The 14988-nt window shown below is 60.4% G+C and carries 16 protein-coding genes; 9 read left to right on the forward strand and 7 right to left on the reverse strand.

The window, feature by feature from the left end; genetic code table 11:
- Positions 1 to 95: 95 nt before the first annotated feature.
- On the reverse strand, positions 96 to 1010 hold the full coding sequence (gene choX, locus LRO94_RS01035) for a choline ABC transporter substrate-binding protein (RefSeq protein ID WP_179179714.1): 915 nt from the start codon (positions 1008 to 1010) through the stop codon (positions 96 to 98).
- Positions 1011 to 1026: 16 nt separating this feature from the next.
- A complete protein-coding gene (betC, locus tag LRO94_RS01040; protein ID WP_179179713.1) occupies positions 1027 to 2541 on the reverse strand; it encodes a choline-sulfatase in 1515 nt (504 codons plus the stop codon).
- 103 nt (positions 2542 to 2644) lie between these two features.
- Here betC and LRO94_RS01045 point away from each other — a divergent pair, with 103 nt between their 5' ends.
- From LRO94_RS01045 to LRO94_RS01070, 6 genes are all read left to right on the forward strand, one after another.
- A complete protein-coding gene (locus LRO94_RS01045; RefSeq protein ID WP_032885121.1) occupies positions 2645 to 3595 on the forward strand; it encodes a choline sulfate utilization transcriptional regulator in 951 nt (316 codons plus the stop codon).
- 31 nt (positions 3596 to 3626) lie between these two features.
- Positions 3627 to 3953 (forward strand): DOPA 4,5-dioxygenase family protein, encoded by a 327-nt coding sequence (locus LRO94_RS01050; protein WP_032885120.1) that lies wholly within the window; start codon positions 3627 to 3629, stop codon positions 3951 to 3953.
- Positions 3954 to 4130: 177 nt separating this feature from the next.
- Positions 4131 to 5096 (forward strand): 2-dehydro-3-deoxygalactonokinase, encoded by a 966-nt coding sequence (locus LRO94_RS01055; protein WP_179179712.1) that lies wholly within the window; start codon positions 4131 to 4133, stop codon positions 5094 to 5096.
- 1 nt (position 5097) lies between these two features.
- Positions 5098 to 5718 (forward strand): 2-dehydro-3-deoxy-6-phosphogalactonate aldolase, encoded by a 621-nt coding sequence (locus LRO94_RS01060; protein WP_099601821.1) that lies wholly within the window; start codon positions 5098 to 5100, stop codon positions 5716 to 5718.
- A 47-nt stretch (positions 5719 to 5765) separates the two neighbouring features.
- Positions 5766 to 6914: a galactonate dehydratase gene (gene dgoD / locus LRO94_RS01065; protein ID WP_003170741.1), complete on the forward strand. Its 1149-nt coding sequence runs from the start codon at positions 5766 to 5768 to the stop codon at positions 6912 to 6914.
- A 187-nt stretch (positions 6915 to 7101) separates the two neighbouring features.
- Positions 7102 to 8412 (forward strand): MFS transporter, encoded by a 1311-nt coding sequence (locus LRO94_RS01070; protein ID WP_179179711.1) that lies wholly within the window; start codon positions 7102 to 7104, stop codon positions 8410 to 8412.
- Between the two features lie 36 nt (positions 8413 to 8448).
- Here LRO94_RS01070 and LRO94_RS01075 read toward each other — a convergent pair whose 3' ends face one another.
- The 4 genes from LRO94_RS01075 to trpB form a co-directional block, all read right to left on the reverse strand.
- Positions 8449 to 10101, reverse strand: a complete 1653-nt coding sequence (locus tag LRO94_RS01075; RefSeq protein ID WP_179179710.1) for an FAD-dependent oxidoreductase — start codon at positions 10099 to 10101, stop codon at positions 8449 to 8451.
- Between the two features lie 180 nt (positions 10102 to 10281).
- Positions 10282 to 10722: an anti-virulence regulator CigR family protein gene (locus tag LRO94_RS01080; protein ID WP_032885113.1), complete on the reverse strand. Its 441-nt coding sequence runs from the start codon at positions 10720 to 10722 to the stop codon at positions 10282 to 10284.
- 135 nt (positions 10723 to 10857) lie between these two features.
- On the reverse strand, positions 10858 to 11667 hold the full coding sequence (gene trpA / locus LRO94_RS01085; protein ID WP_179179709.1) for a tryptophan synthase subunit alpha: 810 nt from the start codon (positions 11665 to 11667) through the stop codon (positions 10858 to 10860).
- Positions 11667 to 12893 (reverse strand): tryptophan synthase subunit beta, encoded by a 1227-nt coding sequence (gene trpB / locus LRO94_RS01090; protein WP_032885111.1) that lies wholly within the window; start codon positions 12891 to 12893, stop codon positions 11667 to 11669. Before trpB ends, trpA begins: the two co-directional genes overlap by 1 nt.
- Positions 12894 to 13003: 110 nt before the next feature.
- Between trpB and LRO94_RS01095 the strand changes: the two genes are divergently transcribed.
- On the forward strand, positions 13004 to 13900 hold the full coding sequence (locus LRO94_RS01095; protein ID WP_032885109.1) for a LysR family transcriptional regulator: 897 nt from the start codon (positions 13004 to 13006) through the stop codon (positions 13898 to 13900).
- Between the two features lie 8 nt (positions 13901 to 13908).
- Here LRO94_RS01095 and LRO94_RS01100 read toward each other — a convergent pair whose 3' ends face one another.
- Positions 13909 to 14235 carry a DUF883 family protein gene (locus LRO94_RS01100; protein ID WP_032885107.1) on the reverse strand — a complete coding sequence of 109 codons (327 nt, stop codon included), beginning with the start codon at positions 14233 to 14235 and terminating at the stop codon, positions 13909 to 13911.
- Positions 14236 to 14391: 156 nt separating this feature from the next.
- Here LRO94_RS01100 and LRO94_RS01105 point away from each other — a divergent pair, with 156 nt between their 5' ends.
- Both LRO94_RS01105 and LRO94_RS01110 read left to right on the forward strand, forming a co-directional pair.
- The gene (locus LRO94_RS01105; RefSeq protein WP_032885105.1) at positions 14392 to 14607 is read left to right on the forward strand and encodes a dodecin; all 216 of its coding nucleotides are present in this window, start codon (positions 14392 to 14394) and stop codon (positions 14605 to 14607) included.
- Between the two features lie 116 nt (positions 14608 to 14723).
- Entirely contained in the window at positions 14724 to 14948 is a 225-nt protein-coding gene (locus LRO94_RS01110) for a DUF1161 domain-containing protein (protein ID WP_032885104.1), read from the forward strand.
- The last annotated feature ends 40 nt before the right edge of the window (positions 14949 to 14988 follow it).

Below are 14988 nucleotides of genomic sequence, written 5' to 3' on the forward strand. Positions count from 1 at the left end.
CTTGCTCCCGATATAGGTGGACCCGTCTAAATCTCTCTGACTGGCACTCCGCTATCGGGAGCAAGCCCCCTCCCACATTGGAATAGCGCAAGGCCCTAGAGTTTGGCCTTTACTGCCGGCAACGCGTCCTTGCCATCCACGGTTTTCACGCCGTCCAACCATTTATCCAGCACCGCCGGGTTCGCCTTGATCCATGCCTTCGCCGCATCGGCGTTGCTGACCTTGTTGTTGGCCACTTCGGCCATGATGCTGTTCTCCATCTCCTGGGTGAAACTCAGGTTGGTCAGCAGTTTTCCTACGTTCGGGCAGGCTTGTGCATAACCTTTGCGGGTCAAGGTATAAACGCTGCCAGTGTCACCAAAATACTTTTCGCCACCTTTGAGGTAGTGCATTTTCAACTGCACGTTCATCGGGTGCGGGGTCCAACCGAGGAAGGTGACGAAGCGCTGTTTCTTCACCGCCCGCGACACTTCCGCGAGCATCGCTTGTTCGCTGGACTCGACCAGTTTCCATTGGCCCAGATCAAAGTCATTCTTCTTAATGATCTCCTGCAACGAGATATTCGCCGGCGCGCCGGAGCCGATGCCGTAGATCTTCTTGTCGAACGTGTCGGCAAATTTGTTCAGGTCGGCGAAGTCATGCACACCCGCGTCCCACACGTAGTCCGGCACGGCGAGGGTGAACTCGGTGCCGTCGAGGTTTTTCGCCAGTTGCACCACATCGCCATTGGCCACGAACTTGTCGTAAAAACCCTGCTGCGCGGGCATCCAGTTGCCGAGGAACACATCCACCTGGCCGTCTTTGAGCCCGCCAAAGGTAATCGGCACCGCCAGGGTGTCGACCTTGGGTTTGTAGCCCATGCCCGTCAGCAGAAAACCGGTGATGGCATTGGTGGCCGCGATATCGCTCCAGCCCGGATCGGCCATTTTTACGGTTTCACAGCTGGTGTCTGCATACACATTGGCGCTGCCCAGCACCAGCATGCCCACTATCACAGATAACTTTTGCATGGCCTTCCCTCTGTATTTATTGGTTTTGGCAGGGTTGTGGATAACGTGCCTTGCGCTCCAGGTCATCGAGGTCGATATGGTTGCGCATGTATTGCTGACTGGCGTCGACCAGTGGCTGGTGATCCCAGCTCTTCAGCTTGCCTTGGGTCAGCGCCTCAAACACCAGGCGTCGACGGCGTTGGCTGGCGAGCACCTGCTGGTGGATCGCCGGGATGTCCCATTTGGCCCGCGCCTCAGCCAGGAAGGCGTCGAACAGTGCCCGGTGCTGCGGCGACTGGCTGAGTTCTTCCTGCTCCCGTGGGTCGTTGTGAACATCGAACAATAGACAAGGGTCGTCTTCGCTGTAGATGAATTTGTAGGCGCCACGGCGAATCATCATCAGCGGGCTGATGGTGCCTTCGGCCATGTATTCGCCGAACACTTCGTCGTGCCCGCCCTGCCCTTGCAAGTGCGGGATCAGCGAGCGGCCATCGAGTGGCAGTTGTGGGTCGAGTTGGCCGCCGGCCAGTTCCACCAGGGTCGGCAGCAGGTCGGCGGTGGACACTGCGTTGGGCACGCGGCCCGCCGCAAACTGCCCCGGAGCGCAGATCAGCAGCGGCACGCGGGCTGCCATTTCAAACCAGTGCATTTTGTACCAGAGGCCGCGCTCGCCGAGCATGTCGCCGTGGTCGCCGGAGAACACGATAACCGTGTCGTTGGCCAGGCCGGTGTCTTCCAGGGTTTGCAGCAGCTTGCCGACATTGCTGTCGATGTAACTGCAGGCGCCAAAGTAAGCCCGGCGCGCATCGCGGATCTTATCCACAGGCAGCGGCTTGTCCCACAGGTCATAGACCTTGAGCAGGCGCTGGGAATGCGGGTCGAGATCACTTTGCGCGGGCGTTGCAGGCAAGGGAATGTCGTTGTCGTCGTACAGATCCCAGAACGGCTTGGGAATGGTGTACGGGTCGTGGGGATGGGTCATGGATACGGTCAGGCAGAACGGCTGGTCGCCGTCCTCACGAATATGGTCGAACAGGTACTGCTGGGCCTTGAACACCACCTCTTCGTCAAAATCCAGCTGATTGGTGCGCACGCAAGGACCGGCTTGCAGCACCGAGGACATGTTGTGGTACCAGCTGGGGCGCACGTCCGGCTCGTCCCAGTTCACTGCCCAGCCGTAGTCGGCGGGGTAGATGTCGCTGGTCAGGCGCTCCTCATAGCCGTGCAGTTGGTCGGGGCCGCAGAAATGCATCTTGCCCGACAGCGCAGTGCGGTAACCGAGACGACGCAGGTAGTGAGCGTAGGTCGGTACATCGGCGGGGAAATCAGCCGCGTTGTCGTAGGCGCCAATCTTGCTCGGCAATTGGCCGCTGACCAAGGTAAAGCGCGAGGGTGCGCACAGCGGGCTGTTGCAATAGGCGGCGTCGAACACCACGCCTTGCTCGGCGAGGCGGCTCAGATTGGGCAGCTTGATCGGGGAGGAACCGTAGAACGGCAGCATCGGCGCGGCCATTTGATCGGCCATGATGAAAAGAATGTTCTTGCGCTTCATGGGTTCTCGGCATTCCATAGGCGGTGTTTATGCGATTGAGCATGCGGCCCATGGAAAATGGGGTAAAGCCCATGAAAAGCAATGTCTAGGATAAGCACAGCTTATGTATGAATCCCTTGGTGACCTGTCCCTCGACCTGCTGCGCGCGTTTGAAGCGGCGGCACGTCATCGCAGCTTTACCGCCGCCGCGATGGAGCTGGGCACCACTCAACCAGCGATCAGCCAGCAGATCAAGCGCCTGGAAGAACAGTTGGCGGTCCGCCTGTTTGATCGCATCTACCGCGGCATCGAACTGACGGACGCCGGCGCCTTGCTGTTCGAGCATGTGCAAGGTGGCCTGCAAACCATTAATCAGGGCCTCAGCGCCATCACCCAGCAGGATCAGCACGAAGTCCTGCAAGTGGCCACCGACTTCGCCTTCGCGGCCTACTGGCTGATGCCGCGCCTGCACCGTTTCCATCAGGCCAACCCTCAGGTCGATGTGAGCTTGGTGACCAGCGAGCGTAATCACGCGACCCTGCGCAGCGACATTGACGTGGCCGTGCTGTTTGGCGACGGCCGCTTCAAGCAGGGCGACAGCCTGTGGTTGTTCAACGAGGAGGTATTCCCGGTGTGCAGCCCGCAATGGCTCAAGGACCAATCCGCGCCGCTGACGTTACAGAATCTGCACGATGTGCCTTTGCTGCACTTGCGCCAGGAAAACAACAGCCAGTGGTTCGACTGGAGTGGCGTATTCCGCGAGCTGGGCATCAGCGCTGCGCCCACTCCCGGCCAGCTTCGCTTCGACAACTACACCTTGCTGATCCAGGCAGCGATTGCCGGCCAAGGGGTGGCGATCGGCTGGCGCCATTTGGTGGATAACCTGCTGGAACAGAACTGGTTGTGCCGACCGATCGGCAACACGGTGATTTCGCGCTTTGGCTATTACGTGGTGCAGCCCCAGCGCAAGCGGCGTGGACAGTTGGTCGAACGTTTCGTCGACTGGTTGCAGGCAGAACAGGCCAGCAGCGCGCAGTCCCTGACCGGACTGGCCCTGCCGTCGATTGCGGTCTAGGATTTGCCGCACATTGGATCCGGAGTCCGTCATGCAACGTATCAAGGGTTACCACGCCCATATCTACTTTGACGCAAGCACCATTGAGCAGGCGCGCACCCTGTGCGAAGACGCCGCCAAACTCTTCCCACTGCGTATGGGACGTGTGCACGAAAAACCCGTAGGCCCACACCCGGACTGGAGCTGCCAGTTGGCGTTCGACCCCGAATACATCGGCGTGGTGCTGCCGTGGCTGGTGATCCATCGCAACGGTTTGGTGGTGTTCCTGCACCCTGATACCGGTGATGACTTGAAGGATCACACCGACTACGCGATCTGGATGGGTGCGATGCGCGAGCTGGACCTGTCGGTTTTTTAACCTCTCTTTATCAGATGAAACCCGTTCCTTCCCGCAGTAAAAGGCGAGGAAGTTGTAGGATTTATCTTGTTTCGTCTCACTATATGGGACTGTTATTTATATATTGAGATATATCCGGCCATAGGTTTATATTCGCCCATCTGCTTTTTTCAGCACCCACTCATTTCAGGTGAAGCGATGCAGGCGCAATTGATCGCGCTCGATTGGGGGACCAGCTCCCTTCGTGCTTATAAACTCGGCCCCGCGGGCGTAGTGCTGGAACAGCGCTCGCTGGCGTCGGGCATCATGCATTTGCCCAGCGAGCCCCGGGACATCGCCGGTGTGCGCTGCAGCGATGGCTTCGAGTTGGCGTTCGATACGGCGTGCGGCGATTGGCTCGACGCCCAACCCAATCTTGCGGTGATTGCCTGCGGCATGGTCGGCAGCGCCCAAGGCTGGAGCGAAGCGGCGTATCGCAGTACGCCGGTCGACGTCGCCAGCCTGGGCAAGACGTTGCACACGGTACGCAGCCTGCGCGGTGTCGATGTGCATATCGTGCCCGGCGTGATCGAGCAGGTCGGCTTGCCCAACGTGATGCGCGGCGAAGAAACCCAGGTGCTGGGTGTGCTGCAAAGCCTGTCGGTCGCTGGTGAATTGCTGATCGGCCTGCCCGGCAGTCATTCCAAATGGGTCGAGGTGGTGGAAGGTTGCATCACCCACTTCGATACCTTCATGACCGGTGAACTGTTCGCGGTGCTGAGCAAGCACAGCCTCTTGGGGCGTACGCAAAAGGTATCCGAGCAGTTCCAGGCCGAGGCTTTCGACCGCGGCGTTCAAGTGGCGCTGTCAAAAGATGGCCAGCGCGGCGTGCTGTCGACCTTGTTCAGTGCGCGCACCCTGGGCCTGACCGCCGAACTCACCCCTGAGCAGCAGCCCGATTACTTATCCGGCCTGCTGATCGGTCATGAACTGGCCGGCTTGCCAGCCAGTGCACGGCACATCCCCATCATCCTGGTAGGCGCCGGCCCGCTGTGCGTGCGCTACCAACGCGCCCTCGCCCTCTGCGGTTTCGCCCACGTCAGCCTGGCGCAGGAAGCGACCGAGCGCGGCCTGTGGCAACTGGCAGTGGCCGCCGGGCTCACTCAACCTGCAACGGAGGCCTGACATGCTCAAGCAAGCACTCGCACAAAACGGTTTGATCGCGATCCTGCGCGGCCTGCGCCCTGACGAGGCCCAGGCGGTCGGCCAGGTGCTGTACGACGCCGGTTTTCGTGTGATCGAAGTCCCGCTGAATTCGCCGGACCCTTACACCAGCATCCGCACCCTGCGCGACAGCCTGCCCGCCGATTGCCTGATCGGTGCCGGGACGGTGTTGACGCCGGAGCAGGTCGAGCAGGTCAAAGCCGCTGGCGGCCAGGTGATCGTTATGCCCCACAGCGATGCCAAGGTCTTGCGCGCCGCGAAAGCCGCAGGCCTGTACCTGTCGCCGGGGGTGGCCACGCCCACCGAAGCGTTCGCCGCGCTGGACGAAGGCGCCGATGTGTTGAAGCTGTTCCCGGCCGAGCAAATGGGCCCGGCGGTGATCAAGGCGTGGCTTGCAGTATTGCCAGCCGGCACGCTGTTGCTGCCGGTGGGCGGCATCACCCCGGACAACATGCAGGTGTTTACCGATGCCGGCGCCAAAGGGTTCGGGCTGGGTTCCGGGTTGTTCAAACCGGGTATGACAGTGGATCAGGTAGCGAGCCGCGCCCAAGCGTATGTCGCCGCATGGAAAGCCCTGAGCTGATATCAAGTTCCGCGCCCCTGGCGCTGCATCTATAAGAGAGATAACAGATGAAAATCACCAAACTGACGACCTTTATCGTCCCGCCGCGCTGGTGCTTCCTCAAGGTTGAAACCGACCAGGGCGTGACCGGTTGGGGTGAGCCCGTAGTCGAAGGCCGCGCTCACACTGTGGCCGCTGCCGTCGAGGAACTGTCCGACTACCTGATCGGCAAAGACCCACGCAATATCGAAGACATCTGGACGGTGCTCTATCGCGGCGGCTTCTACCGTGGCGGCGCTGTTCACATGAGCGCCCTCGCGGGTATCGATCAGGCGTTGTGGGACATCAAGGGCAAGGCCCTCGGTGTGTCCGTCAGCGACCTGTTGGGTGGCCAGGTGCGCGACAAGATTCGCGTGTACTCGTGGATCGGCGGCGACCGCCCGGCCGACACCGCCCGCGCTGCCAAAGAGGCCGTGGCTCGCGGTTTTACCGCCGTGAAAATGAACGGCACCGAAGAATTGCAGTTCGTCGACAGCTTCGAAAAAGTCGACCTGGCCCTGGCCAACGTGGCTGCCGTGCGTGATGCGGTCGGCCCTAACGTGGGCATCGGCGTCGACTTCCATGGCCGGGTGCACAAGCCCATGGCCAAGGTGCTAATGAAAGAGCTGGACCCGTACAAGCTGATGTTTATCGAAGAGCCGGTGCTCAGCGAAAACTACGAAGCGCTCAAGGAACTGGCACCGCTGACCAGCACGCCGATTGCCCTGGGCGAGCGGCTGTTCTCGCGTTGGGACTTCAAGCGCGTGCTCAGTGAAGGCTACGTCGACATCATCCAGCCGGATGCCTCCCACGCCGGCGGCATCACCGAAACCCGCAAGATCGCCAACATGGCCGAAGCCTACGACGTGGCCCTGGCCCTGCACTGCCCGCTGGGCCCGATCGCCCTGGCGGCTTGCCTTCAGCTGGACGCGGTTTGCTACAACGCGTTTATCCAGGAGCAAAGCCTGGGCATTCACTACAACGAGAGCAACGACCTGCTCGACTATGTGCGTGATCCGGGCGTGTTCGACTATGACCAGGGTTTCGTGAAGATCCCTAACGGGCCGGGCCTGGGCATTGAGATCAACGAGGAATACGTGATCGAACGCGCGGCCATCGGTCATCGCTGGCGCAACCCGATCTGGCGCCATGCTGATGGCAGCTTTGCCGAGTGGTAATAGCCTCTGACTGAATCAATGCGGTCAAAAAATGTGGGAGGGGGCTTGCCCCCGATAGTGGTGTGTCAGCTAGCACATCCATAGCAGGCAGACTGCAATCGGGGGCAAGCCCCCTCCCACAGGTTGATCCGATTTCTTCAGTCAGCTCAGTTTCAGTCCTCAACAAACATAAGAAGAGGCAACCCCCATGCACCCTGAATCCTTCACCGGGCAGGCTTCTTTAGTCACGCCTACCAGAAAGCGCTACTTCATCATGGTGCTGTTGTTTATCACCGTGGTGATCAACTACCTCGACCGCAGCAACCTGTCGATTGCCGCCCCGGCGTTGACCAGCGAGCTGGGCATCGACCCGGTACATGTCGGGCTGATTTTCTCGGCGTTCGGCTGGACCTATGCCGCCATGCAGATCCCCGGCGGTTGGCTGGTGGATCGAGTGCCGCCGCGTATCCTCTACACCGTCGCCCTGCTGCTTTGGTCCATCGCCACCGTGATGCTCGGTTTCGCCGCCAGCTTTATTGCGCTGTTCGTGCTGCGCATGGCGGTAGGTGCCTTGGAAGCACCGGCCTACCCCATCAACAGCCGCGTTGTCACCAGCTGGTTTCCCGAGCGTGAGCGCGCCACTGCCATTGGCTTTTACACCTCCGGGCAGTTTGTCGGGCTGGCGTTCCTGACGCCGGTCCTGGCCTGGTTGCAGCATCACTACGGCTGGCACATGGTGTTTATTGTCACTGGCGGAGTGGGCATTCTGTGGGCGGCGATCTGGTATGCCGTGTATCGCGAGCCCCGGGACTTCAAAGGCGTCAACGCAGCCGAAATCGAGTTGATCCGCGAAGGTGGCGGGTTGGTGGACCTCAGCGCACAAGCGGGCAAGACCAAGGCGCCATTCAGCTGGGTCGACCTGGGCATTGTCCTCAGCAAGCGCAAGTTGTGGGGCATCTACCTGGGGCAGTTCTGCCTGAACTCCACGTTGTGGTTCTTCCTGACGTGGTTCCCGACCTACTTGGTGAAATACCGCGGCATGGACTTCATCAAGTCCGGCATGCTCGCATCATTGCCCTTCCTCGCGGCCTTCGTCGGCGTGTTGTGCTCGGGGTTGTTTTCCGACTGGCTGATCCGTCGCGGTGCCTCGGTGGGGTTCGCCCGCAAGCTGCCGATCATCAGCGGCCTGCTGATATCTACGGCGATCATTGGCGCCAACTTTGTCGAATCGACACCGTTGGTCATCGCCTTCCTGGCTTTGGCGTTCTTCGGCAACGGTCTGGCCTCAATCACGTGGTCGCTGGTTTCGACCCTTGCCCCTGCACGTCTGCTGGGACTGACCGGCGGTGTGTTCAACTTCATCGGCAACCTGGCGGCGATTACCACGCCAATCGTCATCGGTTTCCTGGCCAGCGGCGATTCGTTTGCGCCGGCGATCACTTACATCGCCGTGCTGGCGCTGTTGGGCGCACTGTCCTACGTGCTGTTGGTGGGCAAGGTCGAGCGGATCGAGTTGTAAGCAGTGGGCGGCCTGCGGGCCGCCCGTTTGCTGGGCTTAGGGCACCGACATTTCGTTGCGGAACACGTTCAGCGGATCCCAACGTTGCTTGGTTCGGCGCAGACGGTTTTCGATGATTGTGTTGGGGAAGAAAACTCCATACCACAGGGGGTTCCTGGGGTTCGCGGGATTGCCACCGAGGTGGGTCATGTCCAGGTCGGGGTAGTTGATGTAGCAGCCCTCGAACTCCGGGTCATTGGGAACGCCGTTGGTGAATGCAGCGTAATAGAGTCCGCGGATCCAGTCGGCATGGGCGCGGTCGATGGCGTCATCGTCTGCGTGCCAGTAACACTGCGGTTGCCATTTGAGGTACGAGGAGCGTTGCGCGGCTGACGTCTGCGCCAGGATCGGGCCGTCCATCTGGTTGATGCGCCCGCCGAACGACTGGATCTGAATCAGGCTCTGGGTCAGGTGTTGCTGATCGTCCGGCAAGGTCAGCGTCGTCCAGATCGCGTCCAGCACGCGCTGCGTAAACCCGCCTTTTTGATACGCCGATTTATAACGCCCGCGCTGATTGTCGCCGGAACCGTTGAGCGATTGGGTCGCGTACAACCAGTCCAAACGCCTGGCGGCCTCATGGGCGGCTTGCAGAGAGTCGATGCGGCGGCCCTTTTGCCGGCTGCGTGGCTGATGCACGACGTAGAACGGTAGGAGTGACTCCGTCGCACTGACGCCCACGGCCTCCTGCATGCTGCAGACAAAGTCATTGAACGGCGCCAGGTCGTCGAGCTGCCCATCCTTGTCAACGTAGTGAATGCCAAGTGTCACATTGCCGGTGTTCAGATGACGCATTTCCAGTTTGGTTGCCAGGCCCCAGGTTGCCGAGTCGGCCTGATGGTCCACGAACCATTTTTGATAGGCGTGCAGCAAGCGTTCGAGGGCGGCGCGTGTGAGATCTGACCAATCCCACTCCAAGGACAGCCAGAGCACTTCTTTCGGGGCTTGCGGCAGCGTCTTGAAGTAGTAACCGGTGATGATGCCGAACTGCCCGCCACCGGCACCGCAACAGGCGGCGAACAGATCCAGTTCGTCGGCATCGATGCTGTTGCGGGACACGTGAATCGGTTCAAGACCCGAGCCGGAGGCATTGGCGACCAGCAAGTCGACGCCGTCCAGCCAATCGCAGACCAGCCCGTATTTACGCGACAGCAGCCCATAGCCGCCACCGCAGATATGCCCGCCCAGTCCTACTGAATAGCAAGAGCCGCTCGGCAGGGTTTTGCCCGCCAGTTTGTACAACGCGACGCTGGTGTCCCAGTTCTGGCAGCCAGGTTCCAGGCGGAAGGTGTATTGATGGGGTGCACCCGGTACCAGCACTGAGCCGATCTGCCCGTTGGGGTCGTAGGCCAGTTGGTTCATTTGCCCGATATCCAGAATCGACAAGACCTCGCCTGGGGCATTCGGCATTTTGTTGGAGACAAACCCTTCGTAACAATGCCCGCCACTGCGTACCGTGATACGGCCATTGGGCACAGCCAGGGCCTCGGCGGCGGCGTCGATAATGTCTTGCGGGCTGCGGCAGAGGTAAATCAGGTTGGCGCCATTGGGCGAGGACTGTCCCTGGACGTTACCCAATGGCCAGCGCAGGTTGAAACCCTTTTGCAAGGTTGAGTGACGGTGGTCTGAAGCGGTGATGAGATCAAATGCCATGATGTACTCCTAAGAGCCAAGGATGACTTCTGATGCGGCTAACTTAACGACCGGGTGGGCAAGCACTATGTGGCTTGCGTAGGTGGTTAGACGGCAATAGGCACGAAGTGCGTTGAGGGAGGGGCGGTGTGCCCACCCCCTCAAGCCTAGCGTAAAAAAGAAGGCGTCAGGGTGAGACGGTCAGTTCAGCACGCCGTCCAGAATCTCGTAGACGATACCGGTGCCCACCGCGATCAACACTACATCCGGGCCCGACCGGCGCCATTCATAACCTGGGTACACCGGCAAGCGTGCGAGGGCGCGGTTGTCCAGGCGTTCGCCGTAGTAACCGCGCGGTAGCGGCTGGCCGCGTACCAGGCGCACATTCGGCGGCGGCGGCGCGCCACGGGAGAACTGGCCGTGGTTATCGTGGATGATCTGGCGCACCGGGCCGAAGTCCTGAGGTGGGCCGCCGCGACGGTTGGCCTGCGGACCGCGATGGTCGTCGCCACGTTGCTCGTGCTGACCCTGCGGGCCGCCACGGTCATCACCTCGCTGGTCAGGCGGTGCGGCTTGCACCAGGGCGCTGGCGCCAAGCACCAGTACGCCTAGACCTGCAATCACGGATTTGGGCATTTTCATCGGGTATTCCTCAGGGCACACAAACAAAAAAGGGATTTCGAACGAGGTTCGAAATCCCTTGGTCTTGCTGTTTAGGCCGTGAAGCTGCGAGTTGATTCCTCTGTATCAGGAACTTTACCTCTCGCTACATGGCGCTTACTTACGGGCGTTACGCACACCTTCCGACAGCGCCGCGCAATGGCTTAACACCCCGTCGATGGCTTGTTGGTCGTTGCTGGCATTGGCGATGTGATCGATCAACGCCGACCCCACCACCACACCGTCCGCCAAGCGCGCGATAGCGGCGGCTTGTTCCGGCGTGCGGATACCAAAACCGATGCTGATCGGCAGGTCGGTATGGCGACGCAGGCGGGTCACGGCCTCTTCGACGTGCTCCAGGGTGGCGGCACCGGCACCGGTCACGCCGGCTACCGAAACGTAGTACACAAAGCCGGAGCTGCCGTTGAGGACGGTTGGCAGACGCACGTCGTCGGTGGTCGGCGTGGTCAGGCGGATAAAGTCGATACCCGCCGCTTGCGCCGGGTCGCACAGCTCGCCGTTATGCTCAGGTGGCATGTCGACCACGATCAGGCCATCTACACCGGCCTCTTTGGCGTGGGCGATGAACTTAGGCACGCCGTATTTGTGGATCGGGTTGAAGTAACCCATCAACACCAGCGGAGTGTCGTTGTTGTCTTTACGGAACTCGCGAACCATCTGCAGGGTTTTCAGCAGGTTCTGCTTGGCTTCCAGGGCGCGGATGTTTGCCAGTTGGATGGCTGGACCGTCGGCCATCGGATCGGTGAAGGGCATGCCCAGTTCGATCACATCGGCGCCAGCAGCAGGCAAGCCTTTGAGGATCGCCAGCGAGGTGTCATAACCGGGGTCACCGGCAGTGACGAAGGTCACCAAGGCGGCGCGGTTTTGTTCTTTCAGTTGCGCAAAGCGGGTTTGCAGGCGGCTCATCAGTGTTTCTCCTGCTGGGCGGTTTCCATGTGATGCATGACGGTCTGCATGTCTTTGTCGCCACGGCCGGACAAGTTGACCACCATCAGGTGATCCTTCGGCAAGGACGGTGCGCGCTTGAACACTTCGGCCAGCGCGTGGGCGCTTTCCAAGGCAGGAATGATCCCTTCCAGGCGGCAGCATTTGTGGAAGGCCTCAAGGGCTTCGTGGTCAGTCACCGAGGTGTACTGGACGCGGCCGATATCGTGCAACCAGGCGTGTTCCGGGCCGATGCCGGGGTAGTCGAGACCGGCGGAAATCGAGTGGGCATCGATGATCTGGCCATCGTCGTCCTGCAGCAGGAAGGTACGGTTGCCGTGCAGCACGCCCGGTACGCCGCCGTTGAGGCTGGCGGCGTGCTTGCCGGTTTCGATGCCATGGCCGGCGGCTTCAACGCCGATGATCTCGACGCTGGTGTCATCCAGGAAGGGGTGGAACAGGCCCATGGCGTTAGACCCGCCGCCGATGCACGCCACCAGGCTGTCCGGCAGGCGGCCTTCCTGGGCTTGCAGCTGAGTGCGGGTTTCCTTGCCGATTACGGCCTGGAAGTCGCGCACCATCGCCGGATACGGGTGTGGGCCGGCCACGGTGCCGATCAGGTAGAAGGTGTCGTCGACGTTGGTTACCCAGTCACGCAGGGCTTCGTTCATGGCGTCTTTCAGGGTGCCGGTGCCGGCGACCACGGGGATTACTTCAGCGCCCAACAGTTTCATGCGGAATACGTTGGCCTGCTGGCGCTCGATGTCGGTAGTGCCCATGTAGATCACGCACTGCAGGCCGAAACGCGCTGCGACGGTGGCAGTGGCCACACCGTGCATGCCGGCGCCGGTCTCGGCGATGATGCGTTTTTTGCCCATGCGCCGTGCCAGCAGGATCTGGCCGATGCAGTTGTTGATCTTGTGCGCGCCGGTGTGGTTCAGCTCTTCACGCTTGAGGTAGATCTTGGCGCCACCGCAGAACTCGGTCAGGCGTTCGGCGAAATAGAGTGGGCTTGGGCGGCCGACGTAGTCGCGCTGGAAGTAGGCCAATTCTTCATTGAACGCCGGATCAATCTTGGCCGCTTCGTATTCGCGGGCCAAGTCGAGGATCAACGGCATCAGGGTTTCGGCGACGTAGCGGCCGCCGAACGCGCCAAACAAGCCGCTGGCGTCAGGGCCGTTGCGCAGATCGGTCTGGGACTGAGTCATGGGACGCTCCAGGAAAGAAGATGTGTAAGAAACAATGAGGGCCACTCTACCCCTCACGCCCCAGGCTGAAAACCGATAAGATTGCCGCAACCTGTCAGGAAAACTCACAGATGAGTCGAGACCTTCCGCCCCTCAATGCCCTGCGCGCCTTTGAAGCCACCGCTCGGCTTAATAGCGTCAGCCAAGCTGCTGAGCAATTACACGTGACCCACGGTGCAGTCAGCCGGCAGTTGAAGGTGCTGGAGGAGCACCTGGGGGTGAGCCTTTTCGCCAAAGATGGGCGCGGCCTTAAACTCACAGATTCCGGCGTTCGACTTCGGGATGCCAGTTTCGAGGCGTTCGAACGTTTAAGGGATGTCTGCGCCGAACTGACTCAGGCCAGCGCCGATGCGCCCTTCGTGCTCGGCTGCTCGGGGAGTTTGCTGGCGCGTTGGTTGATCCCGCGCTTGGGGCGTCTGAACTCAGACTTGCCGGACTTGCGCCTCCACTTGTCGGCGGGTGACGGCGATCTTGATCCTCGGCGTCCCGGTCTCGATGCCCTGCTGCTATTCGCCGAGCCACCTTGGCCGGCGGACATGCAGGTGTATGAGCTGGCCAGCGAACGCATCGGCCCGGTGATGAGCCCGCGCTTTATCGGTTACGAGCGTCTGCGGCTCGCGCCCGCCTCGGCTTTATGTGGCGAAGCGCTGCTGCACACCACATCGCGTCCGCAAGCCTGGCCCAGTTGGGCGCAGCAATACGGCATCGCGTCCGGCGCGTTGAAACACGGCCAGGGTTTTGAGCATTTGTATTATTTGCTGGAAGCGGCGGTGGCCGGGCTGGGTGTAGCGATCGCTCCGGAGCCGTTGGTGGCGGAGGACTTGCGTGCAGGTCGCCTGGTGGCGCCGTGGGGTTTCAGTGAAACCCCGGCGCACCTGGCATTGTGGCTACCCAAGCGCGCCGCAGACGGGCGCGCCGGGCAACTGGCGCAGTGGCTCAAAGCTGAGCTGATGCGCCAGCCTGTTTAGCCGGTCAATCAGTCACCGCGTTTGCAGAGCAGGTACGCCGCCAGCAGGCCCAATGCGCCTACCGCCACACCGGCTGTAGTCCATGGGTGCTCTTGGGCGTAGTCGCGGGTAGCAACGCTGGTTTCGCGGATTTTGACTTTGCTTTCTTCATAGGCGTCGCTGATCAGGTGGCGGGAGTGCTTGAGAGCATTCTCGGCGTTACTTTTCAGGGCCTTCAACGTTTTGCGCGACTCATCGGACGCATCGTCCTTGAGGCTTTCAAGGGACTTGAGCAGGCTCGAAATCTCGGCTTCCATGCTTTCCAGCGACGCTTTACGTAAAGAAGTGTTGGCCATTTGGACTCTCCTGAAGTGATTGAGTGGCGTGTGTAGATACCGACTCCAGCGGTTTCAGAAAGTGCAGTAAATCTGAACTTTCGAGTGGGAATGACCGCCAGAAGCAGTACGAATATTCACTGCTAGTCTTGATTGACGACCCCTAGGAGAAACGCCATGAGTGATCATCACACCTACAAGAAAGTCGAATTGGTTGGCTCGTCGACCACGAGCATCGAAGACGCCATCAACAACGCCATTGCTGAAGCCAACAAAAGCATCAAGCACCTGGAGTGGTTTGAGGTGACTGAAACTCGTGGGCATATCGAAAATGGCAAGGTCGCCCACTACCAGGTCACCCTCAAGGTGGGGTTCCGAATTGCCAGTAGTTGATAGGGCGAGTTGAACTTTGCTGGCTGGCCGATTGCCATAACCTGCGCTACAAACAATGGGTGCCGACGTGATGAGCGTCGGCACACTCTTTTCGATCAGCGCAAGGAAAGTAACGGATGAAGAAGTTCCTGTTAGCGGTAGGTTTGTTGAGCATTGCGGGCACAGCCCTGGCGGCGGGCAAGCCTTGTGACGAACTGAAAAGCGAAATTGCAGCGAAAATCGACGCCAAGGGCGCTTCGGGTTATTCGCTGGAAGTGGTGGATAAAGGCGCCTCAACCGACGCTAAAGTGGTCGGTAGCTGTGAAGGTGGCACCAAGGAAATTGTCTACAAGCGCGGTTAATCCTGTGTTGCAGACATAAAAAACCGACGCAGGTGCGTCG

This window comes from Pseudomonas sivasensis (assembly GCF_021391435.1).
Classification (GTDB): domain Bacteria; phylum Pseudomonadota; class Gammaproteobacteria; order Pseudomonadales; family Pseudomonadaceae; genus Aquipseudomonas; species Aquipseudomonas sivasensis.

What these genes read in the sequence shown, in the direction of transcription:
- LRO94_RS01060 (WP_099601821.1), top strand. Translation starts at nt 5,098, where the DNA reads ATGCTCAAGCAAGCACTCGCACAAAACGGTTTGATCGCGATCCTGCGC.
- trpA (WP_179179709.1), bottom strand. Translation starts at nt 11,667, where the DNA reads ATGAGCCGCCTGCAAACCCGCTTTGCGCAACTGAAAGAACAAAACCGC.
- LRO94_RS01055 (WP_179179712.1), top strand. Translation starts at nt 4,131, where the DNA reads ATGCAGGCGCAATTGATCGCGCTCGATTGGGGGACCAGCTCCCTTCGT.
- LRO94_RS01100 (WP_032885107.1), bottom strand. Translation starts at nt 14,235, where the DNA reads ATGGCCAACACTTCTTTACGTAAAGCGTCGCTGGAAAGCATGGAAGCC.
- LRO94_RS01070 (WP_179179711.1), top strand. Translation starts at nt 7,102, where the DNA reads ATGCACCCTGAATCCTTCACCGGGCAGGCTTCTTTAGTCACGCCTACC.
- choX (WP_179179714.1), bottom strand. Translation starts at nt 1,010, where the DNA reads ATGCAAAAGTTATCTGTGATAGTGGGCATGCTGGTGCTGGGCAGCGCC.
- dgoD (WP_003170741.1), top strand. Translation starts at nt 5,766, where the DNA reads ATGAAAATCACCAAACTGACGACCTTTATCGTCCCGCCGCGCTGGTGC.
- LRO94_RS01075 (WP_179179710.1), bottom strand. Translation starts at nt 10,101, where the DNA reads ATGGCATTTGATCTCATCACCGCTTCAGACCACCGTCACTCAACCTTG.
- LRO94_RS01050 (WP_032885120.1), top strand. Translation starts at nt 3,627, where the DNA reads ATGCAACGTATCAAGGGTTACCACGCCCATATCTACTTTGACGCAAGC.
- LRO94_RS01105 (WP_032885105.1), top strand. Translation starts at nt 14,392, where the DNA reads ATGAGTGATCATCACACCTACAAGAAAGTCGAATTGGTTGGCTCGTCG.
- LRO94_RS01080 (WP_032885113.1), bottom strand. Translation starts at nt 10,722, where the DNA reads ATGAAAATGCCCAAATCCGTGATTGCAGGTCTAGGCGTACTGGTGCTT.
- trpB (WP_032885111.1), bottom strand. Translation starts at nt 12,893, where the DNA reads ATGACTCAGTCCCAGACCGATCTGCGCAACGGCCCTGACGCCAGCGGC.
- betC (WP_179179713.1), bottom strand. Translation starts at nt 2,541, where the DNA reads ATGAAGCGCAAGAACATTCTTTTCATCATGGCCGATCAAATGGCCGCG.
- LRO94_RS01095 (WP_032885109.1), top strand. Translation starts at nt 13,004, where the DNA reads ATGAGTCGAGACCTTCCGCCCCTCAATGCCCTGCGCGCCTTTGAAGCC.
- LRO94_RS01045 (WP_032885121.1), top strand. Translation starts at nt 2,645, where the DNA reads ATGTATGAATCCCTTGGTGACCTGTCCCTCGACCTGCTGCGCGCGTTT.
- LRO94_RS01110 (WP_032885104.1), top strand. Translation starts at nt 14,724, where the DNA reads ATGAAGAAGTTCCTGTTAGCGGTAGGTTTGTTGAGCATTGCGGGCACA.